35 protein-coding genes are annotated in these 22,559 nt (G+C 68.4%); 15 read left to right on the forward strand and 20 right to left on the reverse strand.

The window, feature by feature from the left end:
• Window positions 1–499 precede the first annotated feature (499 nt).
• From BLT44_RS12905 to BLT44_RS15675, 3 genes are read right to left on the reverse strand one after another with little or no spacing between them, the layout of a single operon-like run.
• Complete coding sequence (locus tag BLT44_RS12905) at window positions 500–1,117, reverse strand: hypothetical protein (RefSeq protein ID WP_010156222.1); 618 nt, start codon at window positions 1,115–1,117, stop codon at window positions 500–502.
• Window positions 1,107–1,382, reverse strand: coding sequence for a hypothetical protein (locus tag BLT44_RS12910; protein WP_010156223.1), 276 nt, complete (start codon window positions 1,380–1,382; stop codon window positions 1,107–1,109). Before BLT44_RS12910 ends, BLT44_RS12905 begins: the two co-directional genes overlap by 11 nt.
• On the reverse strand, window positions 1,379–1,552 hold the full coding sequence (locus BLT44_RS15675) for a hypothetical protein (protein ID WP_176783306.1): 174 nt from the start codon (window positions 1,550–1,552) through the stop codon (window positions 1,379–1,381). The genes BLT44_RS12910 and BLT44_RS15675 overlap by 4 nt, the downstream gene beginning before the upstream one ends.
• 96 nt (window positions 1,553–1,648) lie before the next feature.
• On the opposite strand from BLT44_RS15675, the gene BLT44_RS15680 reads away from it, so the two are divergent.
• The 3 genes from BLT44_RS15680 (at window position 1,649) to BLT44_RS16085 (ending at window position 2,451) form a co-directional block, all read left to right on the forward strand.
• Window positions 1,649–1,819, forward strand: a complete 171-nt coding sequence (locus BLT44_RS15680; RefSeq protein WP_176783307.1) for a hypothetical protein — start codon at window positions 1,649–1,651, stop codon at window positions 1,817–1,819.
• Window positions 1,820–2,015: 196 nt separating this feature from the next.
• Window positions 2,016–2,207 (forward strand): hypothetical protein, encoded by a 192-nt coding sequence (locus BLT44_RS15380; RefSeq protein ID WP_143026150.1) that lies wholly within the window; start codon window positions 2,016–2,018, stop codon window positions 2,205–2,207.
• 121 nt (window positions 2,208–2,328) lie between these two features.
• The gene (locus BLT44_RS16085) at window positions 2,329–2,451 is read left to right on the forward strand and encodes a hypothetical protein (protein ID WP_280513604.1); all 123 of its coding nucleotides are present in this window, start codon (window positions 2,329–2,331) and stop codon (window positions 2,449–2,451) included.
• Window positions 2,452–3,153: 702 nt separating this feature from the next.
• Here BLT44_RS16085 and BLT44_RS15980 read toward each other — a convergent pair.
• Window positions 3,154–4,257: a DNA primase family protein gene (locus BLT44_RS15980; RefSeq protein ID WP_244887488.1), complete on the reverse strand. Its 1,104-nt coding sequence runs from the start codon at window positions 4,255–4,257 to the stop codon at window positions 3,154–3,156.
• A gap of 319 nt (window positions 4,258–4,576) precedes the next feature.
• On the opposite strand from BLT44_RS15980, the gene BLT44_RS15985 reads away from it, so the two are divergent.
• Window positions 4,577–5,296: a hypothetical protein gene (locus tag BLT44_RS15985; protein WP_244887489.1), complete on the forward strand. Its 720-nt coding sequence runs from the start codon at window positions 4,577–4,579 to the stop codon at window positions 5,294–5,296.
• Between the two features lie 328 nt (window positions 5,297–5,624).
• Here the strand turns inward: BLT44_RS15985 and BLT44_RS12925 are convergent, their stop codons facing one another.
• From BLT44_RS12925 to BLT44_RS15390, 11 genes are all read right to left on the reverse strand, one after another.
• Entirely contained in the window at window positions 5,625–5,825 is a 201-nt protein-coding gene (locus tag BLT44_RS12925) for a hypothetical protein (RefSeq protein ID WP_010156227.1), read from the reverse strand.
• A 69-nt stretch (window positions 5,826–5,894) separates the two neighbouring features.
• Entirely contained in the window at window positions 5,895–6,551 is a 657-nt protein-coding gene (locus BLT44_RS15685; RefSeq protein ID WP_074689797.1) for a hypothetical protein, read from the reverse strand.
• A gap of 25 nt (window positions 6,552–6,576) precedes the next feature.
• Window positions 6,577–7,446, reverse strand: a complete 870-nt coding sequence (locus BLT44_RS12935) for a hypothetical protein (protein ID WP_010156229.1) — start codon at window positions 7,444–7,446, stop codon at window positions 6,577–6,579.
• Between the two features lie 8 nt (window positions 7,447–7,454).
• Window positions 7,455–7,808 (reverse strand): hypothetical protein, encoded by a 354-nt coding sequence (locus BLT44_RS12940; protein ID WP_010156230.1) that lies wholly within the window; start codon window positions 7,806–7,808, stop codon window positions 7,455–7,457.
• Between the two features lie 5 nt (window positions 7,809–7,813).
• Entirely contained in the window at window positions 7,814–8,161 is a 348-nt protein-coding gene (locus BLT44_RS12945) for a hypothetical protein (protein ID WP_010156232.1), read from the reverse strand.
• Complete coding sequence (locus BLT44_RS12950) at window positions 8,158–8,556, reverse strand: hypothetical protein (RefSeq protein ID WP_010156233.1); 399 nt, start codon at window positions 8,554–8,556, stop codon at window positions 8,158–8,160. The genes BLT44_RS12945 and BLT44_RS12950 overlap by 4 nt, the downstream gene beginning before the upstream one ends.
• Window positions 8,553–9,152, reverse strand: a complete 600-nt coding sequence (locus tag BLT44_RS12955; RefSeq protein WP_010156234.1) for a hypothetical protein — start codon at window positions 9,150–9,152, stop codon at window positions 8,553–8,555. The genes BLT44_RS12950 and BLT44_RS12955 overlap by 4 nt, the downstream gene beginning before the upstream one ends.
• On the reverse strand, window positions 9,139–9,387 hold the full coding sequence (locus tag BLT44_RS12960; protein ID WP_010156235.1) for a hypothetical protein: 249 nt from the start codon (window positions 9,385–9,387) through the stop codon (window positions 9,139–9,141). The genes BLT44_RS12955 and BLT44_RS12960 overlap by 14 nt, the downstream gene beginning before the upstream one ends.
• The gene (locus BLT44_RS12965; RefSeq protein WP_010156236.1) at window positions 9,388–9,657 is read right to left on the reverse strand and encodes a hypothetical protein; all 270 of its coding nucleotides are present in this window, start codon (window positions 9,655–9,657) and stop codon (window positions 9,388–9,390) included.
• 80 nt (window positions 9,658–9,737) lie between these two features.
• Entirely contained in the window at window positions 9,738–9,878 is a 141-nt protein-coding gene (locus BLT44_RS15690) for a hypothetical protein (RefSeq protein ID WP_155819049.1), read from the reverse strand.
• A gap of 89 nt (window positions 9,879–9,967) precedes the next feature.
• On the reverse strand, window positions 9,968–10,231 hold the full coding sequence (locus tag BLT44_RS15390; RefSeq protein WP_143025930.1) for a transcriptional regulator: 264 nt from the start codon (window positions 10,229–10,231) through the stop codon (window positions 9,968–9,970).
• A 150-nt stretch (window positions 10,232–10,381) separates the two neighbouring features.
• On the opposite strand from BLT44_RS15390, the gene BLT44_RS12975 reads away from it, so the two are divergent.
• The 4 genes from BLT44_RS12975 to BLT44_RS12990 are packed head-to-tail and all read left to right on the forward strand — an operon-like array spanning window position 10,382 to window position 13,269.
• Complete coding sequence (locus BLT44_RS12975; protein ID WP_143025929.1) at window positions 10,382–10,897, forward strand: hypothetical protein; 516 nt, start codon at window positions 10,382–10,384, stop codon at window positions 10,895–10,897.
• A 9-nt stretch (window positions 10,898–10,906) separates the two neighbouring features.
• Window positions 10,907–11,389 (forward strand): ImmA/IrrE family metallo-endopeptidase, encoded by a 483-nt coding sequence (locus BLT44_RS12980; protein WP_010156238.1) that lies wholly within the window; start codon window positions 10,907–10,909, stop codon window positions 11,387–11,389.
• Window positions 11,390–11,414: 25 nt separating this feature from the next.
• Complete coding sequence (locus tag BLT44_RS15395; RefSeq protein WP_074689791.1) at window positions 11,415–12,077, forward strand: DUF2335 domain-containing protein; 663 nt, start codon at window positions 11,415–11,417, stop codon at window positions 12,075–12,077.
• 4 nt (window positions 12,078–12,081) lie between these two features.
• Window positions 12,082–13,269, forward strand: a complete 1,188-nt coding sequence (locus BLT44_RS12990; RefSeq protein ID WP_010156240.1) for a site-specific integrase — start codon at window positions 12,082–12,084, stop codon at window positions 13,267–13,269.
• A 106-nt stretch (window positions 13,270–13,375) separates the two neighbouring features.
• Here BLT44_RS12990 and BLT44_RS12995 read toward each other — a convergent pair whose 3' ends face one another.
• From BLT44_RS12995 to BLT44_RS13010, 4 genes are all read right to left on the reverse strand, one after another.
• On the reverse strand, window positions 13,376–13,609 hold the full coding sequence (locus tag BLT44_RS12995; RefSeq protein ID WP_010156241.1) for a glycine zipper domain-containing protein: 234 nt from the start codon (window positions 13,607–13,609) through the stop codon (window positions 13,376–13,378).
• 390 nt (window positions 13,610–13,999) lie between these two features.
• The gene (locus tag BLT44_RS13000) at window positions 14,000–14,491 is read right to left on the reverse strand and encodes a BLUF domain-containing protein (protein WP_231291531.1); all 492 of its coding nucleotides are present in this window, start codon (window positions 14,489–14,491) and stop codon (window positions 14,000–14,002) included.
• Window positions 14,484–14,720, reverse strand: coding sequence for a hypothetical protein (locus BLT44_RS15400; protein WP_010156243.1), 237 nt, complete (start codon window positions 14,718–14,720; stop codon window positions 14,484–14,486). Before BLT44_RS15400 ends, BLT44_RS13000 begins: the two co-directional genes overlap by 8 nt.
• 125 nt (window positions 14,721–14,845) lie before the next feature.
• Window positions 14,846–15,421: a TetR/AcrR family transcriptional regulator gene (locus BLT44_RS13010; RefSeq protein ID WP_010156244.1), complete on the reverse strand. Its 576-nt coding sequence runs from the start codon at window positions 15,419–15,421 to the stop codon at window positions 14,846–14,848.
• Between the two features lie 88 nt (window positions 15,422–15,509).
• Between BLT44_RS13010 and BLT44_RS13015 the strand changes: the two genes are divergently transcribed.
• A complete protein-coding gene (locus BLT44_RS13015; RefSeq protein ID WP_010156245.1) occupies window positions 15,510–16,352 on the forward strand; it encodes an alpha/beta fold hydrolase in 843 nt (280 codons plus the stop codon).
• Window positions 16,353–16,427: 75 nt separating this feature from the next.
• Here BLT44_RS13015 and BLT44_RS13020 read toward each other — a convergent pair whose 3' ends face one another.
• Window positions 16,428–17,039, reverse strand: coding sequence for a hypothetical protein (locus tag BLT44_RS13020; RefSeq protein WP_244887490.1), 612 nt, complete (start codon window positions 17,037–17,039; stop codon window positions 16,428–16,430).
• A 46-nt stretch (window positions 17,040–17,085) separates the two neighbouring features.
• Between BLT44_RS13020 and BLT44_RS13025 the strand changes: the two genes are divergently transcribed.
• The 6 genes from BLT44_RS13025 (at window position 17,086) to BLT44_RS13050 (ending at window position 22,558) form a co-directional block, all read left to right on the forward strand.
• On the forward strand, window positions 17,086–18,015 hold the full coding sequence (locus tag BLT44_RS13025; RefSeq protein ID WP_176783308.1) for an EamA family transporter: 930 nt from the start codon (window positions 17,086–17,088) through the stop codon (window positions 18,013–18,015).
• A 32-nt stretch (window positions 18,016–18,047) separates the two neighbouring features.
• Window positions 18,048–18,812, forward strand: a complete 765-nt coding sequence (locus BLT44_RS13030) for a CYTH domain-containing protein (RefSeq protein WP_074690394.1) — start codon at window positions 18,048–18,050, stop codon at window positions 18,810–18,812.
• The gene (locus BLT44_RS13035; RefSeq protein WP_010156249.1) at window positions 18,809–19,027 is read left to right on the forward strand and encodes a hypothetical protein; all 219 of its coding nucleotides are present in this window, start codon (window positions 18,809–18,811) and stop codon (window positions 19,025–19,027) included. The genes BLT44_RS13030 and BLT44_RS13035 overlap by 4 nt, the downstream gene beginning before the upstream one ends.
• A 202-nt stretch (window positions 19,028–19,229) precedes the next feature.
• The gene (locus BLT44_RS13040; RefSeq protein ID WP_029608212.1) at window positions 19,230–20,654 is read left to right on the forward strand and encodes an NAD(P)/FAD-dependent oxidoreductase; all 1,425 of its coding nucleotides are present in this window, start codon (window positions 19,230–19,232) and stop codon (window positions 20,652–20,654) included.
• Window positions 20,651–21,040 (forward strand): cupin domain-containing protein, encoded by a 390-nt coding sequence (locus BLT44_RS13045; RefSeq protein WP_010156251.1) that lies wholly within the window; start codon window positions 20,651–20,653, stop codon window positions 21,038–21,040. The genes BLT44_RS13040 and BLT44_RS13045 overlap by 4 nt, the downstream gene beginning before the upstream one ends.
• 177 nt (window positions 21,041–21,217) lie before the next feature.
• The gene (locus BLT44_RS13050) at window positions 21,218–22,558 is read left to right on the forward strand and encodes a uracil-xanthine permease family protein (RefSeq protein WP_010156253.1); all 1,341 of its coding nucleotides are present in this window, start codon (window positions 21,218–21,220) and stop codon (window positions 22,556–22,558) included.
• Window position 22,559: the final 1 nt, after the last annotated feature.

The following is a 22,559-nucleotide window of genomic DNA, read 5'->3' on the forward strand; positions in this document are numbered from 1 at the left end:
GGGGAAGCTCCATAGAAGAACGGTTGCGAAGCCCGGCAAACGCACCTGGCCGACCGGCTCGATTCGGCGGCGAAGGCATTGACCGCGGCTGCAGTGACGGTCACCGTCATAATGTTGCTGCTGCGTCTTGAAGACGTTCTCGTGAATTGAGGGTGCGCGGCACCACCGCCCGTGAGCCGCGCACCCCGGAAGGAATGAGAAAGGGCCGGTCGCTATCGCGCTCCGGCCACTTGCTCAACACTCAAGGTAGGGGGTGACACTAGGGGGCGGTCAAGCCTCCGTGCCACCCGGCGTGTCGCGCATGATTCTGCGGAGCTTCGCCTGGTGTGCAGGCCACGCTTTGAGGTTCTTGCGATACCAGGCGAACAACGTAGTTTCGTGCACGATCCGTCGGCCCTCTGCGTCGAGCTGCATCGGCATCCGTGTCGTCGCCAGCGCTGCAGGGCACGCTTAGAACGGCCGACCTGCTCGGCAGCCTCCCGGTAGGTCAGCCATTCGCTCATGCCTCGAGGTAGTCCTTCCAGGGCCAGGAGTCCCGGCATCCGTCACACCTCATGGTGGGTTCGTCCGCCGATTCTTCGTACGTGGGGTGAATCAGGCGCTCTCCGCAGGTTGGGCACGGTCTGCGCCGGTAGGCGCGGAACTTCGGCTCGGCTCGCGGGTAGCGTCCGCGTACTTCGCGGATGAGGTCGATGAGCGACTCGGGGGCGTCGTTCAAGGTCGCATCATGGGCGATCTGGTGTGTGCACGCGATGAGCCACCGGATGATCTCGGTCGACATCGCGAACGCATCGGACGGGGTGCAGAGCGGCAGCCCTTGCGGTTCGTCGCGTCCCGACCACATGCGGGCGCGGAGCGGGCGTGGGGAGGCGCCGCCGATCTTCTCCGCGACCTCGCGCCCGAAGATGATCAGGGTTGCGTAGAGCAGGTCGGCGTCGTCGGCGGGGTCGACGCGGTATGGAAGCCTGGCCTTCTCGCTCGTGCCCGACACGACGACGGCGCTCGTGTCCTGCGCTGCGAGGGTGTTCTCCGCGAGCTCGCGCATGTGCATGAGCTGGAACGGCACCTGCTCGAGGTGCCACTTGAACGAACCCGACCATGAGCTCTCAGTCTGCATGCGATTTCTCCTCGTATCCGGTGGCGCGGCGAGCGCGCTGCTCGCGACGGCGGGTTCGTTCTTCGCGGCGACGAGCGCGGCGGATCCAGGCGTCGCCGGCGGCCTTCGCCCACGCGGCGGTCGGACGCCAGAGGTCGACGATGCTGCGCGGGTTGTATCGCTCGATCGTGCCGTCCACGACGCGGGCCTCGTAGCCGAACGGGATGTCGCCGAACGGGGTCTGCGCCTCTGCCGCGTGCACGATCACGGCGAGCTCGCGGCTCATCGCCCCTCACCTCGCAGCCACTCGGCGACGAGTTCGGCTATCTGCCGACCGAGGGTGTTGCCGAACGTCGACCACGTCCACTCGCGGGAGTCGATCATGTCGGCCAACTCGGCGAGCTTCGCTTCGTCTACCTCGACCGGAGCGGCGAGAGCGTCAGCGGCTTCGCGCATCGTGTCGGCGCACTCATGCGAGTACCAATCGACCACCTCCGCGCCGTGCCGAAGTCGCGCGGTCAGCTTCTCGCGGTCGCCTGTTACCGTTGCCGCATGATCCTCGGACTCGGCCTCGCAGGCGGGGCATTTCGGTTCAGTCACACCGTCCCGCGCCGTAGCACCGCACTCGGCCTCGCGCTCCTCGGCATCGTGGTGCTCGCCCGCTGGATCGGCGGGACGCCGACGCTGACCCGCCGTGGCAGCTTCCATAGCGGCAGTGCTTGATCGCGCATGCGGTCCGGTACTCGTCGTCGCGCGTGCCCGTCGGCGACCCGCCGAGCTCGCCGTTCGTAGGCCAGTCTTCGCCCGGCTCGAGGCACGCGAGAGCACGTGCAGCCGCCTCAATCTGTTCCTCGGGTACGCCACCCTGCACGGGGGCCTTCTGGTTCGTCATGGTGTCGCCTCTCGGTAGTCTGTGCGCATGGAAAATGCGCAGCTCTTGTTCTTCATCTACATCGCCGCCGGGATCGTCGGCTTCGTGCTGTTCTGGCTGCTGCTGTGGGCTGTCATTCGCGCCGGTGTTCTTTCTGCTCTTCGTGCTCACTCGGATGAGCAGCGGGAGCAGGCCGACTTCGATAGCTGCCGACCTCCGCTCCTTCGGGAGGTCGAGTGATGTTGGGGGAGCCCCATGCGGGCGAGGGCGTCGAGGTCGGTCTCGGTGAGAGGCGCGTAGGTGGTCATCGTGCTGCTCTGACTTCGTCGAGTGCTGCGCCGAGGTCGGTGACGGTGGTGACGTGGCGCTTGAGGGGGTTGATGAAGATGCGGAGGCGGCGCTGACGGTGTGGGTGCCTTCGCCGATGGTGGTGCCGTGGGTGTCGGTGATGTGTACGACGGTGCTGGCGCGGGTGATGCGGTAGCCGCTGGTGGTGACGGTTTCGTCGACGAGTTTCGGGCTGATCTTCGCCATGTCGGGTGCCTTTCTCAGAAGGGGGTGGTGTCGGTGGTGTCGGTGGTTTCGGTGGTGGCGGGTTCGAGGGGTGGGGTGTGCCGGGGAGTGGTCGGCCGCATTCGTGGGCGGGGAGGATTGCGTTGGGTGGGCCGTGGTGGTGTCGGCGGTGCCATTCGGGGTCTCGGCGGGTGAGTGTGGGCGGCCTGCTCGTCGGTGGAGGTTGTAGGTGGGGCGGCCCGATGATGATGCAGGCGGCTTCGATGTCGGCGGGGGATTTTCGACGGGGTCGGCTCGTCGGGTGCCGTGGGTGGGCATGAGGTCGGAGAAGTCCCATTGGGTGGCGAGCACGGGGGCGTGGCATCGGGGGCATTCGGCGGGGAAGGCGTGGTGTTTCATGGCCGGCCTCGAGGGCCGTCAGGGACCGATTTCGCGCTTACTGGCATCGGCTGCGTATAGGTAGGGGCAGAACCCTCTGTTGCCCTGTTACCTATCAATGAGCTGGCGTACTTCGAAATATCGGTCCCTATCGGTCCCTGAGTCGCGTTCTGTCCCGTGATTTCAGCGAAGTTGGCAGGGCCAGTTGCTGATTTTGGTCGGTCCCTTTCGGTCCCTTTCTGTCCCTCGTTGGCCGCGGGCAGGGACCGATCGCAGGGCGCGTTACTCCGGTTGCTCATCGGTCGGCCCAGTGTGTGCCGAACAGGCCGCCCTGCGACTGGTCGTCGGATTCGGCTTCGTGCTCGGCGAGCATGAGTCCGGTGTAGTAGCGGCGACCGTTCGACTTCGCGACGTCGATGTCGAACTTCTGCCGCAGCTGTCGCCCGAACGACTGGCCGGAGAGCTCGCGCTCGTTCTCGTCGCGACACCACTGGTCGTAGACGCGGCGCAGTTCGGAGGTCTGGATGCGGGCGTGTTCGCCGCCGCCGAGGATGCAGCGGTCTTCGATGAAGCGGGCGAGGTGGTCCTCCTCTTGCTGGTAGGTGGCGGTGGCGGCGCGCACGCTGTCGGGTTCGCGGACGCCGTTGGCGACGTAGTCGACGCATCCTTGGATGAGCCAGGCGAGGATGCCGGGGCCTTCTTCGTCGACGAGTCGCTGCTGCAGGTTCTCGATGCGTTCAGATTCGGGGATGATGCGGGTGAAGGGGATGAGGCGTAGGCGGCGCCAGAAGCTGTTGCCGCCGGACTCGACCTTGGGCTGGTTGTTGCCCATGAGCCAGAGCGTGTGCGAGGGGTTGAAGGTGAAGAAGTCCTGCCGCATGAAGCGGGCGGTGATCTTGTCGCCGCCGGTGAGGGCTTTCACTTTGGCTTCGTCGAATCGGGTGCCCTCGTTGATCTCGGCGGCGACGACGAAGCGGCGGCCCTGCAGGGATGCGAGTTCGGTTTCGTGGCGGTCGCGGCCGGCGAGGAGGAACCCGTGGGGTGCTTCGGTGGCGTAGTCGCCGAGGAGGGTGGTGAGCGTTTCGAGGTAGACGGTCTTGCCGTTGCCGCCTGCGCCGTGGAGGAAGGGGAGGATGTGCTCGACGACGGTGCCGGCGAGCGAGAGGCCGGCGAGGCGCTGCACGTACGTGATCATGGGTTCGTCGTCGCCGAAGGTGGTGTGCAGGAACCGGGTCCAGAGCGGGGTGGGTCGTTCGGGGTCGGGTGCGACGCTGGTCTGCTTCGAGTGGTAGAGGTGTGGGGTGGCGGGGGTGACGGCGCCGGTGGTGAGGTCGACGACGCCGCCGGGGGTGTTGAGCTGCCAGGGGTGCGTGTCGAACTCGGCGGCGGCGGTGCGCATGGTGGGGAGTGCGCGGGCGAGGCGGACGACGTTGGGTGAGGGCGCGAGTGCTGAGTGAGCGGACGCGGTGCTTGCGGATCTGGTCGTTATCGGTGGGGAGTCGGTCGGCAATGTCGAGTGCTGCCTGCAGGGCGGGGGCGTCGTCGGGCGCCCATTCCCAGCGGGTGCCGGTCCACTCGGCCCAGCGGCCGGCGTCGGGGATGAAGCGCAGCTGCGAGGTGTAGTCGGCGGCGAGGAGGCGGGCGTTGCCGGCGTCGGTGAGGTCGGCGGAGTCGGAGCCGACGAGCGGTGAGGGTGCGGGCGCGGTGACGGTGTTGCTGTGGTCGATGACGGCGAGCTCGCCGGCGCGCGGTACGGCGGTGAGGTGGCGGGCGGGTGCGAGCGGGCGGGGTGCGCGGTGTCCGTGCCCGTCGGCGGCGAGCTGCTTCGCGGCGGCGGCGTGGTCTCCTCCGTGCTCGAGGAGGGCGTACGCGCCGAACTTCGTGTACGGGGTTTCGGGTTCGAACGCGGTGCTCGACGTGAACACGTAGAGGCGGTCGCGGTCGTCGGCGCGGCCGGTGCTCGCGCTGATGCCGTCCTTCTTGCCGGGCCGGCACCAGTAGCGGAGGTTGCCGCGCTGGTGGATGAGGGTCCACCCGTGGGGGGTGAGGATGTCGGCCCAGTCGGTCTTCTGCTCGAAGTCGTCGCCGGGGGTGATGTCGCCGTCGTGCTGCTGGTAGGTGGACCAGATCGCGGCGACGGGCCCGTTGGGCTGGGTGGGGGTGGTGTCGACGGTTTCGTCGATGGTGCGGATGAGGGCGTGCAGCTGCTCGCGTTCGTCGCTGGTGATGGTGGGGACGGTGGCGGGGCCGCCGGCGAGCCGCATCCAGGCTTTCCCGGAGGGGTGCGCAGTGCCGCCGGTGGGTGCGGCGACGACGAACCCGCCTTCGCCGCGGGTTTCGGCGAGGGTGATGCGGTCGGGGCCGGCGGCGAGCTTCGTGTTGCCGGGCACGTCGGCGTTGGCGAGGCGGTAGAACCAGTGCACGCCGCCGGAGGGTGAGAGTTCGAACCAGCCGGTGGTGATGCGGTCCCAGAGCTCGGTGAGGCCGGTGGCGTCGGCGAGTGCTTTCAGTTCGGGGACGCGGTGCGCGGCGCGGCCTTCGAGCTCAAGCATTTCGAGGGCGCCGGAGATGCGTCCGGTGATGAGGCCGACACCGACGGTGGTGCCTTCGCGCATGAACCAGGCGTCGAGCTGGTCGATGTCGGCGCGCTGCTGCGTGTACTGCTTCCATGCGATGGCAGGTCGTTTCGTGCCGTCGGTGGCGACGGGAACGACCGAGATGCCAGCCTGGAACAGCTCTGCGACGGTGGCGGCGTAGGTCAAGGGGTTACTCCTGGTGTGCGAGGGTGGCGCGCGACGCTGCGATGGTGATGTCGACGCGGGGGTATGCGTGGAGGCTGGATGCGGTGATGCGGGTGCCGCCTCCCTGGGCGGGCATGGTGCGGGTGATCTTCCAGCTGCCGTCCTGGTTCTTGATGTGGACGATGTCGCCGGCGCGGATGAGGCGGCGGGGTGCGAGGTCGCGCATGGTGTTCCCTGTCTGGGGTGGGGCGTGGGCGCCGCCGGTGTGGTCGGCGCCCACGCGGTTCGGGTGGGGTTAGAAGGTGCCGGCGGCGATGTGCTGGACCTGCTCGGCGGTGAGGCCGAGCGCGGTCTGGATCAGCGCGCTCTCGCTGCCGATCGCGAGCAGCTGCTTCGCCTTGTCGTACTGCTCCTGGGTGACGCCGACGGGCAGCGACGGGGCGAACGCGGCGGGCGCCGGCGCGGCCTGCGGTGCGGGCGCAGGTGCTCCCTGCGGTGCGGGGGCGGCCTGCGGTGCCGCGGGTGCGGCTGCGGGCTGGGCGAGGCCGGTCGCGGGCGGCGAGTACTGCGCTTGGTACAGCTTCTTCGGGTTCGCGGGGTTCTGGCTCGCGGGGTCGTTGCCGGTGTACTGCACAGTGAGGGTGCCGCCGACCTGCACGTCCTGCGCGCCGGCGGCGCTGATCGCTGCGAAGATCGCCTTCTTCATCGCGGTCGACGACACATACAGGGTGCGGTCGCCGTCGTCGTTGCCGTCCTCGCGGGGCGCGTTCGTTTCGGTGAGCGGCACGACGACCTGCATCTTCGGGTCGCCGTTGGGCCAGTAGTCGGGTTCCTGCGACCCGAACTTCGTGGCCTGCTTCTCGAAGGGCAGCTGCGCGATCTTCCCCGTGATGCGGGCGCCGATCTCGTTGAACTTGACGCCCTTACCGGTGCTGGTTGCAAACAGTGACATGGTGTTTCCTCGTTTCGTTGTTGCGTTATTGGAAGAGGTTGAGGCGCTGCGGTTGCGGCGTCTGCGGTATCTGCCCGAGGCCGGGCAGAGGTTGGAGGGTGGCGGCCGGCGGCGCGGGCGCCGGGGTCGCCGGTCGGGAGATCACGGGCCCGGTGCCGGCTTCGAACACGCTGCGCCGCTCGGGCTGCGGGCGTTCGCGTGAGCACCACGGGCACCACTCGTCCGCGCACAGCTCCTTCGTGCGCAGCGCGGCCTCGAGGCCGACGATCTGCAGCAGCCCGTACAGCGCGTTGAGCCGATTGAGGGCGTCGAGCGCGAGGTGCGGGTTGTACGGCTCCTGCCACCAGTACGACTTCCCGAGCTCGCCGTCGCGGGGAAGGAACGAGATCGCGACGTGCTTCGCGTCTCCCCATCCGCCGGTCTCGGTGAAGCCCTTCCCGTAGAGGTGGGCCTGCACGCGGTACTGCTGCGATGGGCCGTGGAGGCGGTACTTCGTGAGCTGCTTCGGGCCGATGATCTTGTGGTCGATCACCGTGCCCGTGGGGACGTGGAACAGGTCGCTGTGCCCGGTGATCGGTGTCGCATCGGGGCCGGCGCCGAGCATCCCGACGGTGATCTCCCACTCGGTCACCCAGTCCGTCTTCGCGACGTCGCCGGATGGGTTCGTTGCGTCGAACCAGCGTTCGAGCTGGTCGTGCACGGCGGTCCCGACTGCGGGCTTCCACGCGGGCGGGCGCGGGGGTTCTTCGACGCCGGCGATCTTGTACAGGATGCGGCGGTCGCATTCGATGCCGATCTCGCTGGGCCCGATGCGCTTCTGCAGGGAGCGGGGGTGGGCGGCGATCGCGTTCTCGATCACCCCCTTGTAGAGGGCTTCGACGGGATGCTCGGTCATGGCGGCGGCTACTTGATCGTGACCGACGGGGCGGAGTACGTCTTGAACTCCTCGAGCGCGGTCGGCGCGAACTCCTTCTTCACCTGCGCGGTGTCGAGGCGCGTCGACGTCGTGTACAGCTGCGGGAACTGCTCGGCCGGGTAGGCGGCTTCGAGCTGCTTCGCGTCGAGCGTGCCGCGGCGCGCGATGACGACCTTCGCGTGCTGCGTCTCGTGGGTGCCGTCGCCGAGCTTCTCGATGATCTGCAGGTTGATGGTCTGCTTCTCCTCGGTGGCGCGGGCGATGAGGTCGTCGAGTTCGACGCGGCGGAGTACGAGGTTGTCGACGGTCTGCTCGGTGTGCGGGGAGGTGGTGGTGGTCATGGTGCTCATTCCTTCTCGTTGTGGGTGTCCTGGCCGAGGATGCGGCGCAGGGTGGGGAGCGTCATGGTGACGTTCCACGCTTCGGGGGCGGTTTCGTCGATGCCGGTGAGGCCGGCGGGGGAGACGACGATGCCGAGGTCGGCGTCGTTGTCGCCGCGCTCGAGTTCGGCGAGCTCGAGGCGCGCGTTGTCGTGCCCGTCGGACAGTGCGGGGGTGTCGAACACGGTCGCCGTGATGGTGTCGCCGAGCGGGCTGCGCAGCCCGGTCACGGTGGTGCTCTCCGGCGCGCCTGCAGGGTCGACGCCGAGGAGGTTCCGCACCCACGCCGCGGGGCTGCCGAGCGCGACGCTCACGACGTCCTCCCGGCCGCCGCGACCGGCTCGTCGACGATCTCCGCGTCAACGACGTCACCTTCGATCGCGAGCGACGGCGACGCGGGCACGTCGACGAATTCGTCAGCCGGGTCGGACAGGTCGAGCGTGTCCGGGCGGCGGCCGACGCGCTGCTCGAGCGCTCCCTGCAGCAGGTCGAGCGCCGCATTCTCGTCTTCGCCGGTGACGGGCTCGATGCGGACGACCTTCACCGCGGGGGTGCGCTCGCCGGCCTCGTCCGTTACGCGGAGCGATTCGAGCACGACGATCGCGGTGGTGCGCCCGCCGGAGTAGTAGCGGTCCGCGAGGGTGGACTCGATCGAGGCGAGCCCGTTCTTGTCGTCCTTCGGCAGGGCGGACAGGAGTTTGACGGTCATCGGGTGGTTCCTTCCTGGTCGGTGGTCGGCCACCGGACGGCGGCCGTGGCCTGCACCCGCTGCGGGGTGGAGGAGTCGATGGGGGCGCCGAGGTGTCGGGCGCCGATGCATGCCAGCGCGAACGCGTCGGCGATGTTGTCGTTGGAGAGGTGCAGGTGCGGGTGCTCGGCGGCGAGCGCGGCCACGACCTCGTTCTTGTCGGGGCCCTTCCGGGTGCTCTTCACGGGGAGGTGGCCGGCGGCGTACTTTGCCCGGGTGCGGGGATACGCCTGGGTGACGATGTGCCCGCGGGAGTGCAGCAGTCCCGCCGTCCGCCACCAGAGCCCTGCGCGCTCGTGCGACTTCCCGTTCTGCGAGCCGAGCGAGGGCGCTTCGATCACGATTACGCTGCGCTCGGCGGGCACGTAAGCGGCGATCCCAGCGAGCGCGACCTGCAACCGGTCGAGCGTCTGGTCGAGACGAGCCTTCGCAGTGCCCTTCGTCTCGACGAGGCCGAGGGCGACCTGCCCGGTGTGCAGGCTGATCACCGCGACACCGGAGCCGGTGAGCGAGAGATCGAGGCCGACCGCGTACCGCGGCGCACTACCGGCGCTCATTGCACGATCCCGACTGCTCGAGCGACGCGGCGGACCGCGGCGGCGAGTCGGCGGAGGAGGCGTAGTCCGCTAGCGCGATGACGAGCATGAAGATCACGAAGAGCAAGATCGCGACGCCCTGCACGACCGGGCCGATCACGAACCACGCCGCCGTGAATGGCAGCAGCGCTGACGTGCATGCGAGCAGGCACAGGATGCGCCACGCGACGGTGAGCGGGCCGCTGATCTTGCGCATTCACTTCACACCCGCCTCGGCCCGGCGCGGATCAGCCAGGTCCGCGTAGATGCGTCGCGCTTCGTCTGCGGAGATGGGTGCGTGGGCGAGCATGCCGGCGGTTTCGGCGTTGATGCGCACCGCGTCTGCGCGCTCGTCGCGCGCTTCGGCGAGCATGTTGGCCGCCTCGGCGCGGTGTTCGAGCGCCTTCTCGTACCGGTGAGTAGCGAGCCGCAGGAGCAGCGCGGCGATGAGAAACGCTGCGACGCCGGCGATGACGTTGATGTCCATGAGAGGGGAGTTCCTTCGTTTTCGGGTACGACAAATCGGCCCTCCACCAGGTCGGCGGAGGCGAGAACGGGAGCGGTGCGTTAGTGGCGAGGAGTGGACGCGGTCTCGCGTACCCACTCGTCGACTTCGCCCTGCTCGTAGATGACCGTCTTATTCGACGGCTTGAAGTAGCGGGGGGAGAGGTTGGCCTTGCGGCGTTCGGCGAGGATCGTGGTCGTCATGCCGGGAATGCGCTCACAGACTTGCTCGGGGGACAGCCACACCGGAGAGGGCGATGCTGCCGACTTCCGTATCGGCGTGACTGCGGCGCTCATGCTGCGGGTGCTTCCTGCGCTGCCTTGTTGCTACCGACTGCTTCAACTGGCACGACGTCGAACGCTTCGCTGAGGCCCAGTCCGAACGCTTCGTGAACCCCGGCCATGAAGCCAGCCGAGGGGGTGCTGCCCTTGTCGACTCGACGCAGGGTGACCCGATCAACACCGATCATTCGTGCTTGCACTTCCTCGCTCGGTATGGAGCGAATTTCGCGGATGCGCTTCAGAAGATCTTTTTTGATCTTGATCGTCATCGTCATTGCTGTTCCTCTCTGTTGCGTGAACGCTACGTGGTGAGATAACTATGCACGCAGGACGCAACGAATGCAACACGAAATGAACGCAAATTGCATCATTGTAATTTGGAACGGCGTAATTACGCGGCAGTTCAGCTTGCGCATGATGCAAAGATGCATCATTATGAACGTGTGAATGAGAACGCGTCTGACTACCTGAAGCGAATTACCGGAGAAAAGAGCGTGCGTGCGATCGCCCTGCGCATCGGGGTCGCGCCGACCACGATCGGACGACAGATCGAATCTGAACTGCGCCCTGAACTCCTCGTCCGCATCTGTCGTGAGTACGGCATCCCGGTGCTTCCAGAACTTGTCGCGATCGGCTTCATCACAGAATCGGAGGCGAAGTTCATGACGGGCGCCAATGCGCTCGTGACCGCCACCGATGAACAGTTGGCGAAAGAGATCTTGCGTCGGGTGCAGGACAGCTCTGCGACCTCGACCCTCACCGAGCCGATGGATGTTGATTCGCTCAGCGATCCGCTCCCGGGAAACGCCTCGAATGTCGGTGGTCAAAGTGAAGATGACATTCCCCACCTCGGGAAGGTCGAACTGGACGGATACGCGCTCGCTGCGCATGATGAGGCCGGCGTCGACGAAGAACAAGAACGATCACAGGAAACCCCGTAAGGAGAAGTCATGCAGGATCTGCTCGATGAGGCACAACGGCTCGGCGTCGGAGTTGCGTTCGCGTCGCTCCCCGCTCACCGCCGCGGCGCGTACCTCGACGACCAGCGACTGATTCTCCTGAACGACCGACTCGACCTCGTGCAGCAGCGGGAGTCGTGTGCCCACGAGCTCGGCCACTGCAAGTACGGCGATCGATGCAGCAGCCCCGAAGCGGAGGCGCGCGCCTGGATCTACGCTGCGAAGCTGCTCGTCAATCTCGAGGCGTACCGGAACGCAGAGCTCGAGGATCCCCACCCGCTGGCAATCGCTCAGAAGCTACGCACGACGCGACGGATCGTGCTGCTCTACCAGGAGCACCACCTGCAGCGCGATGCGCTCGCTGCTCCACGCAACATCTTCGGCGAACTCGAGGACGAAGACTACTTCGAGGACTCCCTGCGCCACAGCCTCAAGACCGAGCGACGCATGACATGCGGGCTCGCAGCAGTTTGAATTCGAAAATGAGCCTGAATGACGCATGGATGCGACATTCATCAGAAAGGACGTACAGTTGTCCCATGACCACGACCCCGAGCCACGCAGCAGTGACGGGCTTGAAGCGGGCCGTCAAGACGAGCTTCGCCCCGACTCCGCGGCGCCTGCGGGCCCTCAGCGAAGCGTCGAGGCGGAAGCCATACACGGCACTGGCGTGGCAGAGAACCGGCCGCTACATGAGCACGGCCGCGACGATAGCCAACAAGAAGATCGCTTAGTCGCACTCGTTCAGCAGACTGTTCAGCAGGAGATCACGCAGGTCTTTCTCGAGGCGCAGCCGCAACTCCATTCGCCCGAAGCCCTTGAAGGCTACAAGCGAGTGGATCCATCCATGCCTGGCCGAATTCTCGCAATGGCGGAGCGCGAGCAGAAGGCGCAGATCGATGCCGATCTACTCCCGATCCGCGCCGAAGCATACTCATATCGTTTCGCGGTTACCGTGGTTACTCTGTTGCCGACGTTGCTTGTGGTCCTCGGAATGCTTCTGCTGATCAATGGGAAAGATGCAGCTGGGTATATCGCTGCGGTAACAGGTGTCATCGGGGGCGGTGCACAGGTGATTAGCCAAGTCCGTCCGAGTAGGCAGGGGCGATCGAAAGACGCTGGCGAGTTCACAGCGCGGCACAAGAAGCCCCGGCAGAAATAGCCTCATGGCCACGATCACACCGTACGAAACAGCCTCGGGGCGCAGATACCGAGTGCGCTACCGGAAGCCCGACCGCACCCAGACGGACAAGCGCGGGTTCAAGACGAAGCGCGAGGCCGAGCTCTTCGCTGCAACGGTCGCCGTTTTGAAAGCGACCGGCGACTACGTTGACCCCTCGCTCGGGCGAACGACAGTCGCGGCGATCGGCGACGCGTGGATCGCAGCGCAGCTGCACCTCAAGCCAGCGTCGCGCGTCGCGATGGAAGGGTCTTGGCGCACACATGTGAAGCCGAAGTGGGGGACGCGTCAGATCGCATCGATCACGTTCTCCGAGGTACAGGCATGGGTGGCGGAGCTCTCGACCGGGATTCCCGGCGCGCGTGAAGGGGAGTGGGAGCGGAAGCCGAAATCAGCATCGACCGTCAACCGTGCACACGGGGTGCTCTCATCGATCCTCGACGTCGCCGCGCGCGATCGACTGATCTCGTCGAATGCAGCACGGGGTGTGAAACTGCCCAGGAAAGTGCGTCGCAGCCACGCTTACCTCACGCACGCGCAGGTCGCCCACCTCGCGCGCGAGAGCCGCGCCCACTCGACCCTCGTCAATGCGCTCGCCTACACGGGGCTGCGATGGGGTGAAATCACCGGCCTTCGCGTGATCGACTGTGACTTCATGCGCGGGCGCGTCCGTGTGACTCAGAACGCCGTCACAGTGTCCGGGCAGCTCGTGGTCGGCACTCCGAAGACTCACCGCGCCCGGTCCGTGCCGATCCCGTCATTCCTTCGCGAGGAGTTCGCCGAGCTCGCGGTCGGGAAGGAACTCGACTCACCGCTGTTCGGGACGGGCGCCGCTCACCTTCCAGTGTCGGCTTCGAAGCGTGGATGGTTCGCCGAGGCCGTGAAGCGCTGCCAGGCCGCAGACCCGACTTTCCCGAGGGTCACACCGCACGATCTCCGCCACACTGCGGCGTCGCTGGCAATCGCGAGCGGAGCGAATGTGAAGGCCGTGCAGCGCATGCTCGGGCACGCGTCAGCGGCGATGACCCTCGATGTCTACGCGGACCTATTCGATGACGATCTCGACCTCGTCGCATCGGCACTCGATCAGGCCCGCCGTGCCCACATTTTGCCCACACTCGAGCAACCCGGACCCCCTTCGACACCCCCTCACACTCCCTCAAAAGTGGCGTGATCATGCGGAAGTTGAGTGGCTGATTCGGTCTTTCTCGAATCGATTCCTATCCGGGGCACCATCGCTGAGACGCAGTCGCAGAGTCAGCGCGTTGCGCGCACAGCACTCACTCTTCGGCGTTCGGGTCTTCAGCGCCGGCGCTGCGCCGCGCGGAGTGGGCGACGACGCCGCCCAGGATCCCGAATGTGAGGCCGAGGGAGATCCACAGGCCGACATTGCCGGTCAGCGTGCCGATGATCACGCCGGCGATCAATCCGAACGGTATGCCGTACGCGATGAAGTTGGCGAGCTTCTCATCGTTCTTCGACGATTCGCGGTCGTCATCCTCGTGCTCCGTCATGCGTCGAGCGTATCCCGCAGGGCGGGCCGATTCCACCGCGAGGTTCCCGTGAGCACTCGGAGCGGCTCTGCGGGCTCGCGGTCCGCGCCTCGGTCCGCGCCGCCGTCCGCGCCGCCTTCACCGCCGTCGCACGCTCCCACCCGCGCGAAAGCGAGGGTCTGCGCCGAACGTGAGGGAATCGGAGCGTCAGAAACCCTCGCTCTCACGTGAACCCCTCGCTCTCGCGCGAGGGGGCAGCGCGAAGCCCGGTGCGCAGCCCAGCGCGAAGCTTCGCGCGAGGGGCAGCGCGAAGCCGCGCGCGAAGCTCAGCCCCCCCTCAGAGGCGGGCGTGGAACGGCGCAGCCCCTCCGCGCCGGGGGCGCGAAGGGGCTGCGAATGGGTGCGAGCGGGTCAGGCGGCGACCTGGGCCCGCTTCGCGGAGCGCACCCGGAACCACAGCGCGAGCTCCTTCGCCGCGCGGCCGGTCGTGAGGGCGTCGGGGGACTCCGCGATGTCGGCGAACGAGTCGCGGAAGCCGGGGAGCGCCGCCGACGTCTGGTTCTTCATGGGGTGGTAGCCCATCGTCCACTCGTCGAACTGCCGCTCGAGCGTCAACTCGTCGATGAGGATGCGCACGTTGGTGTGGCGGCCGTCGCGGCGGATGGTCTCCATGAGGGCGTCCACCGACTCCGGGGGGCCTTCGAGGAACTGGATGAACTGGCCGTTCTTGTACAGCAGGATGCCGGTGATGTCGACCGACTCGTTGTGCTGTCGCGCCTGCACCAGGAGCTGATCGAGATCGTCCTGGTAGAAGCGGGTGACCGCCTCGCTCGAGTACACGAGGGAGCGCAGGGTGCCTTCGGGGAGGGGGATGCTTCCCGTGGCGAGATGTGACTCAGGCAATGCTGGCTGCCCCTTCCTCTGATGGCTGCAGGGTTTCGAGTGCGTGCATCGCCTCGGCGAGCGAGGTGAACTCGCCGACCGGTCGCGAGTACATGTCGCAGACGACGTTTCTCGTCTCATGTTCGACGTCGACGTACCCGAGGAATTCTCCGCCTCGACTTCCGACGTAGAAGCCGTGTTCTACTTCCGCCCAAACGATATCGGTGTTCGGGGGACTGATCGTGCTCATGTCTGAGCCTTCCTGCGACGTGTTCGACGGCTCCAAGCTGAGGCCGCGCGCAGCGCCCGAAGCGCCGCAGTCGCCCGACAAGTGTATCGGTCGGCGGCGACAGTGCCCCGATTGCTGCCGAATTGTCAGGCCGCGCCCGGATTCGCCGTCGCATGCGCGATGAGCACTTCGGCCGCGTCGCGCGCGTGCCGCGCAGCCGCTGGATCGTCGCCGATCGCGGCGGTGCTCTGCGCCCCCTCGGCGAGGATCGAGAGCTGCGCGGCGAGCGGTTCGGTGCCCCCCGCGTCGCGCACCAGCTGCGACATGTAGCGCTGGAACGACGCCTTGTGATCCTGCACGATCTCGGCGACGTGGGCGTGCGTGCCGCCGAGCTCGCCGAACGCGTTGATGAAGGCGCAGCCGCGGAACGCGGGATCGCGGAACCAGCCGTCGAGGTAGTCGAACACGGCGAGCATCCGGTCGCGAGTGCTCGGCCCCGCCGCGGCGACCCGCTGCGAGAGGCCCTCCTCCCACTCGCGGTGCCGGCGCGCGAGCACCTCGGCGATCACGGCGTCTTTGGAGGGGAAGAGCGCGTAGAGGCGGCGGAGGGAGACGCCCGCGCTCGAGCGCACCTCGTCCATGCCCACGGCGGAGAAGCCCTTGCGGTAGTAGAGCTCTTCCGCTGCGCTCCCGATGCGCTCCCGTGCCTCGACGTCATCCATGCGCACAGTCTACTTGACAGAGAACGTACGTTCTCGTACAGTGAACCACGAGTGAGAACGATCGTTCTCGCCGGGAGAGGAGCACATCATGGGGTACATCACCGTCGGCACCGAGAACAGCGCGCCCGTCGAGCTCTACTACGAGGATCAGGGGAGCGGGCAGCCCGTCGTCCTCATCCACGGCTATCCGCTGAACGGCCACAGCTGGGAGCGTCAGACTCGCGAGCTCCTCGCCTCCGGGTACCGCGTCATCACCTACGATCGCCGAGGCTTCGGCAACTCGTCGAAGGTGCACGAGGGCTACGACTACGACACCTTCGCGGCCGACCTCAACACCGTGCTCGAGACCCTCGACGTGCGCGACGTCGTGCTCGTCGGCTTCTCGATGGGCACCGGCGAACTCGCGCGCTACGTCGGAACCTACGGGCACGAGCGCGTCGCGAAGCTCGCCTTCCTCGCATCGCTCGAGCCGTTCCTCGTGCAGACCGACGACAACGAGGAGGGCGTGCCGCAGAGCGTCTTCGACGGGATCTCCGAATCGGCGCGTGCGGATCGCTACGCCTGGTACACGCAGTTCTTCTCCGACTTCTACAACCTCGACGACACGCTCGGCTCCCGCATCAGCCAGGAGGCCGTGACCGCGAGCTGGAACGTGGCGACCTCGAGTGCCCCGGTCGCGGCGTACGCCGTCGTGCCCACGTGGATCGAGGACTTCCGCGGAGACGTCGACGCGGTGCGCGAGAGCGGCAAGCCGACCCTCATCCTGCACGGCACCGCCGACAACATCCTCCCCATCGACGCCACCGCGCGCCGCTTCTCGAAGCTCGTGCCAAACGCCGACTACGTCGAGGTCGAGGGAGCGCCCCACGGCCTGCTGTGGACCCACGCCGACGAGGTGAACGAGGCGCTCGCCGCCTTCCTCGCGAAGTAGGCGCGGGCCGCGGCCCCGAATAATCGAGCCGCGGCCCCGAACGGGCCGCACCGCGCCCCAGCGGGGCGGACGGGGTCACTCCCCGCTGAACGGCGGAGAGATCAGCAGATCCGCCCGCTCCGCGAGGAACGACGCGAGGGTCGGCGCACCAGTGAGCGGTGCGCCGGCCCTCCAGCGCACCCGCACCTCTCCGGCGTCGAACCCGACCGGCCCGGAGCCGGAGAGCGCGGATCGCGTCTCGGCCGATGCTTCGTCGAGCGGGATCGGGCGCGCGTCGTAGTTCACGGCCTCGCCGATGGCGTACCCGCCGCGCAGGGCCGCGGCTGCGATCTCCCGACGCTCCTCGCGCGAAGCCGACTGGTAGCCGGGGCGCCCCCGCTCGGCCGCGCGCGTCGCGTGCCCCAGTTCGTGCAGCTCGCCCGAGGCGCTGAGCAGCAGCGAGCCGACGCGCCACACCTCGCCGATGGGCTGCATGACGGCCGGCCGCATCACCAGGAAGCGGCGGCGGGGGGCGACGTACTCGGCGAGGAACTCGCGCGCCACCCCGGCGGCGTCGAGGCGCGCGGCGGTCTCCCGGCACGCGTCGCGCGCCCGGCTCACCGCCGCTGCGAAGCCGGGCGACGCGGCGGCGTCGGGGGCCGGCGACGGATGCGGAGCGGGGGCGGGAGCATCGGGCGTCTCGGGCACCCGCACAGTGTAACTCCGGCGCCAGGCACGCACTAAGCTCGATCTGATGAGCTCCGTGCACGTCGCCAACCGATTCAGCCGTGGAGCGATCGTGCGCGCGATGCTGCTGGTGCTCGTCGGCGCGACCGGCGTGCAGCTCTCGGCCGTCTTCGCGGTCGGCCTCTTCGAGCCGCTCGGCGTGCTCGGCACGAGTTCGCTGCGGCTCGCCATCGCCGCGCTCCTCCTGGTCGCGCTCTTCCGGCCGAAGCTGCGCGGACGGTCGCGCGCCGAATGGCTCGGCATCGTGCTCTACGGCGTCGCCATGGCCGCCATGAACGCGATGCTCTACCTCGCCGTCGACCGGCTGCCGCTCGGGATCGCCACCACGCTCGACTTCCTCGGGCCGTGCGCGGTGGCGCTGTTCGCGTCGCGCCGGGCGCGGGAGGGGCTGCTCGCGGTCGTGGCGCTGCTGGGGGTGGCCCTCATCGCGGGGTTCGGCGGGCCGCTCGATGCGCTCGGCGTCGTCTTCGGGCTGCTCGCGGGCGCCTCGTTCGGCCTGTACACCCTGCTGGCCGCCCGGGTGGGGCACGCGAGCGGCGGGCTGCAGGGCGTCGCGCTGTCGGTGGTCGTCGCCGCGATCCTCACCCTGCCGTTCTCGGTGCCCGCCGTTCCGCTCATCGCCCCTCCGCACCTGCTGCCGCTGATCGCGTCGGCGCTTCTCGGCACCGCTCTGGCGTTCACGGTCGATACGCTTGCGGGCCGGCTCACCTCGGCCCGCGTGCTCGGCGTGTTCTTCGCGTTCGACCCCGTCGTCGGAACGATCGTCGGAGCGGTGCTCCTGAGCCAGGTGCTCTCGCCAGTGGCGCTCGCCGGCGTCGTGCTCGTGGTGCTCGCCGGTGCGGGCATCGTCTGGTCCGCGGGCGGCGGCGGAAGCGGCGGCGGGGCTGACGGCGGCGCGGGCGCGGAGCCGGCGGGGCCGCCCGGATCCGCGCCCTGAGTCGCGCACGCTGATCGGCGTACACTGGTCTGATGAGTGAGAACGCGGGTCGGCAGTCGCTCGAGATCGAGCGGAAGTACGAGGTCGCGGCGGATCTGCCGCTGCCGCCCGACTCCGCCTTCGCCGAGGCGGGGCTCACCGCGGCGTCGCCGATCACCTACGAGCTCTCGGCGGTCTACTTCGACACGAGCGATGCGGATCTCGCGCGTCGGGGCCTCGCGCTGCGGGTGCGGCACGGCGGGTCGGATGCGGGGTGGCATCTGAAGGAGCGCGGCGAGGCGGAGGTGCAGGAGCTCTTCTGGCCGCTGGACGACGCGATGCCCGATGGGGTGCGGGCGGAGTTGCGAGCCCGGATCGGCGGAGCCGCCGACGCGGTCGCGCCGATCGCCGAGCTCAGCACCGAGCGCACCGTCGTCGTGCTCGCGGATGCCGCGGGCGCGGAGCTCGTCGAGCTGGCGGATGATCGAGTGGAGGCGTTCGACCGCGTCACCGGTGTGGCTCGCGCCTGGCGCGAGTGGGAGGCCGAGCTGCTGCCCGGCGCGCCGCGTGCGGCGCTCGACCTCGTGGAGCCGGTGCTGCGGGCCGCGGGGGCCGCGCCGTCGCTGAGCGCGGCGAAGATCGCGCGTGCGACGGGTCGGCTCGTCGACGCGGCGAGGCGCGCGGGCGCGGATGCGGGGCGGATCGCGGCGCTCGAGGCGCTCGACGCCTCGGATCGCGCCGCCGCCGATGCGGCGGCGGCCGAGGGCACCGCTGAGAGCGCCGCCGCGGAGCGGCGCACGGAAGGAGAAGCGAAGTGAGCCGGAGATCGACCCCCCGCGATCGGAGCACGCCTCCGTCGGAGCCGCCGTCGCCGCAGGCTCGGCGGAAGCAGATCATCGTCGGCCTCGTCATGGGGGCGATCATGGGCGTGGTGCTCGGGGCGCTCACCCAGTTCTGGCTGTGGCTGCCCGCCGGCCTCGCGATGGGGCTCGCCACCGGCGCCATCATGAAGCCGCCGAGCGACCAGCGCTGATCGGTCGGCGCTGTCGCTCTTACGTCGAGCGCCGCGCGTCGGGCGGCCTGCTGATTCCGCAGAGATTCCGCCTGAAGGTTTGCGGATTCGGTGGCCGATTCGCGCTGCGGTATTCGATCGCGTGGATTATCGGCGATTCTGGTGGTGTACACGGCAGCACGAATGTGCGAGGATCGTGACGGACATCGAGGACGAGGAATCCATGCACCCCACCATTTTCGAAACCCAGGCTCCCGCAGACGACGTGATCGACGCGTCGCTCGCCGGCACGAGGCTCTCCTGCTTCTGGACCGACGACGTCGCGGCGCAGGCGCCCCACTACCCCGAGCTCAGCGGGGATCAGCAGGTCGACGACGCCGTCGTCGGCGGCGGCTTCTCGGGGCTCTGGACGGCGATCAAGCTGAAGACGGAGCACCCCGACCGCCGCGTCGTGCTCGTCGAAGCCGTGCGCATCGGCTGGGCGGCGTCGGGCCGCAACGGCGGGTTCTGCGAGGCCAGCATCTCGCACGGCGAGCCGAACGCAGAATCGCGGTGGCCCGACGAGACGGGCACGCTGCGCCGCATCGGCTACGAGAACCTCGACGCGATCGAGCGCTTCATCACCGAGCACGGCCTCGACGTCGACTTCGAGCGCAACGGCGCCCTGTCGGTCGCGAACGAGCCGTACCAGGTCGACTGGCTCGGGGAGAGCGAGGACGAGCACGTCGTCACGCTCGACCGCGACGGCGTGCAGCGGCGCATCGCCTCGCCGACCTTCCTCGGCGGCGAGTTCTCGCCGCGGGAGAACGCGAACATCCACCCGGCCAAGCTGGCGCTCGAGCTGGCGCGCCACGCCGCCGAGATCGGCGTCGAGATCTACGAGGGCTCGCCCGTGCAGAAGCTCGACGGCTCTGCCGAGGAGCCGATCCGCCTCACCATCGCGAACGGCAGCACGCTCGTCGCGGAGCGCGTGGCGCTCTGCACGAACGTGTTCCCCTCGCTCCTCAAACGCTACCGCTTCCACACCATCCCCGTGTACGACTACGTGCTGATGACGGAGCCCCTCACCGACGAGCAGCTCGCGTCGATCGGCTGGGAGGGTCGCGAAGGCCTCTCCGACCTCGCGAACCAGTTCCACTACTCGCGGCTCACGAAAGACAACCGCATCCTCTGGGGCGGCTACGACGCGGTGTACCACGCCGGCGGCCGCATCAAGCGCGAGTACGAGGATCGCATGGAGAGCCACCGCAAGCTGGCGAGCCACTTCTTCACGACCTTCCCGCAGCTCGCGGGCGTCAAGTTCTCGCACCGCTGGGCGGGCGCCATCGACTCGAGCACCCGCTTCTGCGCGTTCTTCGGGCAGGCGCACGGCGGCCGCGTGCAGTACGTCTCGGGCTTCACCGGTCTCGGCGTAGGCGCCACGCACTTCGCCGCCGACGTGATGGTGGATCGGTTCGAGGGCCGCGTGACGGAGCGCACCGAGCTCGAGATGGTGCGGCAGATGCCGCTGCCGTTCCCGCCCGAGCCTGCCGCCTCCATCGGTGTGAACCTCTTCCGCTGGTCGTTCGACCGCGCAGACCGCAACGAGGGCAAGCGCAACCTGTTCCTCAAGACGATGGACGCCGTCGGCTTCGGGTTCGACTCGTGAGCGGTCTGCTGCCCGACGGCCGAAACGTCGCCGTGCGCGGCACCGGGATCGACGTCGAGCTCGAAGCCGTCGACCCCGCCGACACCGTCTCCGGGAGCCCGGAGCAGGGCATCGCGGAGCTCGGGGGCATCGCCGGGGCCGAGCTCGGCATCTGGGAGCTCCGGGGCGGCACGGTCACCGACACCGAGGTCGACGAGCTCTTCATCGTGCTCAGCGGCTCCGCGTCGATCGAGCTGCTCGACGTACCGGGCGACCCCGGGGCGGCGGGCAGCGTCGTAGAGGTCGCCGCCGGCGACGTGATGCGACTAATCGCGGGCACTCGCACCCGGTGGACGGTGGGCGACCACATCCGCAAGGTGTACGTCGCCGAGGCCGAGGGCGACTGACCCGGAGGCCGCAGACGCCCGGAGGCCGCAGACGCCGGGAGGCCGCAGACGACTGACCCGGTCGCCGCGCACGTCGGGTCCGCGGGCGCCCGCCGAGCACTAAGATATGAGCTTGGCTGTGCGCTCGAAGGGGTGGCTGCGCGGCACATCGCGATCCGGAACCCCCGAGGAGCACCGATGGCACTGACCTGGAAGCAGCACGGCGACGGAACGCGCGTCGCGCCGGAGGCCATCGTGCTGCCCGAGGAGCGGCTGAGCTGGCTGCGCACCATCGGCTTCGGCGCTCAGCACGTCGTCGCCATGTTCGGCGCGACCTTCCTCGTTCCGCTGCTCACCGGGTTCAGCCCGACCGCGACGCTGTTCTTCTCGGGGCTCGGCACCCTGCTCTTCCTGCTGATCACGGGCAACCGTCTGCCGAGCTACCTCGGATCCTCCTTCGCCTTCATCGCCCCCATCCTCGCGGCGACCGCGAGCGGCGACCCCGAGAACCCCGACCTCGGCCGCGCATCGTTCGGCATCCTCGCGATCGGCGTGCTCATGGCCATCGTCGGCCTCATCGTGCACCGCTTCGGCTCGGGCTGGATCAACGCGCTGATGCCGCCCGTGGTCATGGGCGCGATCGTCGCCCTCATCGGCTTCAACCTCGCGCCTGCGGTGAAGAACAACTGGAACGCGACGGAGCTCTCGGGGTGGGTCGCGCTCATCACGATCACCGCCGTGCTGCTCATCACCGTGCTCTTCCGCGGTCTGCTCGGGCGGCTCTCGATCGTGCTCGGCATGGCGGTCGGCTACGTCTCGGCGGCGCTCATGGGCGAGGTCGACCTCTCGAAGGTCGGCGACGCCCCCTGGCTCGGCCTGCCCGCCTTCCACGCCGTCGGCAACCCGTTCGCAGACCCGACGCTGTGGGGCCTGCTCCCCGCCTTCCTCCCCGTCGTGCTCGTGCTGATCGCCGAGAACGTCGGCCACGTGAAGAGCGTCGGCCTCATGGTGCAGCGCGACCTCGATCCGCTCACGGGCCGCGCGCTCCTCGCCGACGGCGTCTCGACCGTGCTCGCGGGCTTCGGGGGCGGATCGGGCACGACCACCTACGGCGAGAACATCGGCGTGATGGCCGCCACGCGCGTCTACTCGACCGCCGCCTACTGGGTCGCCGGCGTCTTCGCCGTGGTGCTCAGCTTCTCGCCGAAGGTCGGCGAGCTGATCTTCTCGGTGCCCTCCGGCGTGCTCGCCGGGGTGACGGTCGCTTTGTACGGCCTCATCGGGCTCATCGGCGTCAAGATCTGGATCGACAACGGGGTCGACTTCTCGAAGCCGATCAACCAGTTCTCGGCGGCCGTGCCGCTCATCGTCGGCATCGCCGACTTCACGCTGCAGATCGGGTCGGTGCTCTTCAACGGCATCGCGCTCGGCACGATCGCGGCCGTCGCCGTCTACCACGTCATGCGGGGCCTCGCGAAGCTGCGGGGCGGCGAGATGCAGGTGGCCGACCCCGTCGTCACGGGGGCATCGCGCGACTGAG

This window comes from Leucobacter chromiiresistens, assembly GCF_900102345.1.
Taxonomy (GTDB): Bacteria; Actinomycetota; Actinomycetes; order Actinomycetales; family Microbacteriaceae; genus Leucobacter; species Leucobacter chromiiresistens.

What these genes read in the sequence shown, in the direction of transcription:
- BLT44_RS12905 (WP_010156222.1), bottom strand. Translation starts at nt 1,117, where the DNA reads ATGCAGACTGAGAGCTCATGGTCGGGTTCGTTCAAGTGGCACCTCGAG.
- BLT44_RS12910 (WP_010156223.1), bottom strand. Translation starts at nt 1,382, where the DNA reads ATGAGCCGCGAGCTCGCCGTGATCGTGCACGCGGCAGAGGCGCAGACC.
- BLT44_RS15675 (WP_176783306.1), bottom strand. Translation starts at nt 1,552, where the DNA reads ATGCGCGAAGCCGCTGACGCTCTCGCCGCTCCGGTCGAGGTAGACGAA.
- BLT44_RS15680 (WP_176783307.1), top strand. Translation starts at nt 1,649, where the DNA reads ATGATCCTCGGACTCGGCCTCGCAGGCGGGGCATTTCGGTTCAGTCAC.
- BLT44_RS15380 (WP_143026150.1), top strand. Translation starts at nt 2,016, where the DNA reads ATGGAAAATGCGCAGCTCTTGTTCTTCATCTACATCGCCGCCGGGATC.
- BLT44_RS15980 (WP_244887488.1), bottom strand. Translation starts at nt 4,257, where the DNA reads ATGCGCACCGCCGCCGCCGAGTTCGACACGCACCCCTGGCAGCTCAAC.
- BLT44_RS12925 (WP_010156227.1), bottom strand. Translation starts at nt 5,825, where the DNA reads ATGCGCGACCTCGCACCCCGCCGCCTCATCCGCGCCGGCGACATCGTC.
- BLT44_RS15685 (WP_074689797.1), bottom strand. Translation starts at nt 6,551, where the DNA reads ATGTCACTGTTTGCAACCAGCACCGGTAAGGGCGTCAAGTTCAACGAG.
- BLT44_RS12935 (WP_010156229.1), bottom strand. Translation starts at nt 7,446, where the DNA reads ATGACCGAGCATCCCGTCGAAGCCCTCTACAAGGGGGTGATCGAGAAC.
- BLT44_RS12940 (WP_010156230.1), bottom strand. Translation starts at nt 7,808, where the DNA reads ATGACCACCACCACCTCCCCGCACACCGAGCAGACCGTCGACAACCTC.
- BLT44_RS12950 (WP_010156233.1), bottom strand. Translation starts at nt 8,556, where the DNA reads ATGACCGTCAAACTCCTGTCCGCCCTGCCGAAGGACGACAAGAACGGG.
- BLT44_RS12955 (WP_010156234.1), bottom strand. Translation starts at nt 9,152, where the DNA reads ATGAGCGCCGGTAGTGCGCCGCGGTACGCGGTCGGCCTCGATCTCTCG.
- BLT44_RS12960 (WP_010156235.1), bottom strand. Translation starts at nt 9,387, where the DNA reads ATGCGCAAGATCAGCGGCCCGCTCACCGTCGCGTGGCGCATCCTGTGC.
- BLT44_RS12965 (WP_010156236.1), bottom strand. Translation starts at nt 9,657, where the DNA reads ATGGACATCAACGTCATCGCCGGCGTCGCAGCGTTTCTCATCGCCGCG.
- BLT44_RS15690 (WP_155819049.1), bottom strand. Translation starts at nt 9,878, where the DNA reads ATGACGACCACGATCCTCGCCGAACGCCGCAAGGCCAACCTCTCCCCC.
- BLT44_RS15390 (WP_143025930.1), bottom strand. Translation starts at nt 10,231, where the DNA reads ATGACGATGACGATCAAGATCAAAAAAGATCTTCTGAAGCGCATCCGC.
- BLT44_RS12975 (WP_143025929.1), top strand. Translation starts at nt 10,382, where the DNA reads ATGCATCATTATGAACGTGTGAATGAGAACGCGTCTGACTACCTGAAG.
- BLT44_RS12980 (WP_010156238.1), top strand. Translation starts at nt 10,907, where the DNA reads ATGCAGGATCTGCTCGATGAGGCACAACGGCTCGGCGTCGGAGTTGCG.
- BLT44_RS15395 (WP_074689791.1), top strand. Translation starts at nt 11,415, where the DNA reads ATGGATGCGACATTCATCAGAAAGGACGTACAGTTGTCCCATGACCAC.
- BLT44_RS12990 (WP_010156240.1), top strand. Translation starts at nt 12,082, where the DNA reads ATGGCCACGATCACACCGTACGAAACAGCCTCGGGGCGCAGATACCGA.
- BLT44_RS12995 (WP_010156241.1), bottom strand. Translation starts at nt 13,609, where the DNA reads ATGACGGAGCACGAGGATGACGACCGCGAATCGTCGAAGAACGATGAG.
- BLT44_RS15400 (WP_010156243.1), bottom strand. Translation starts at nt 14,720, where the DNA reads ATGAGCACGATCAGTCCCCCGAACACCGATATCGTTTGGGCGGAAGTA.
- BLT44_RS13010 (WP_010156244.1), bottom strand. Translation starts at nt 15,421, where the DNA reads ATGGATGACGTCGAGGCACGGGAGCGCATCGGGAGCGCAGCGGAAGAG.
- BLT44_RS13015 (WP_010156245.1), top strand. Translation starts at nt 15,510, where the DNA reads ATGGGGTACATCACCGTCGGCACCGAGAACAGCGCGCCCGTCGAGCTC.
- BLT44_RS13025 (WP_176783308.1), top strand. Translation starts at nt 17,086, where the DNA reads ATGAGCTCCGTGCACGTCGCCAACCGATTCAGCCGTGGAGCGATCGTG.
- BLT44_RS13030 (WP_074690394.1), top strand. Translation starts at nt 18,048, where the DNA reads ATGAGTGAGAACGCGGGTCGGCAGTCGCTCGAGATCGAGCGGAAGTAC.
- BLT44_RS13040 (WP_029608212.1), top strand. Translation starts at nt 19,230, where the DNA reads ATGCACCCCACCATTTTCGAAACCCAGGCTCCCGCAGACGACGTGATC.
- BLT44_RS13050 (WP_010156253.1), top strand. Translation starts at nt 21,218, where the DNA reads ATGGCACTGACCTGGAAGCAGCACGGCGACGGAACGCGCGTCGCGCCG.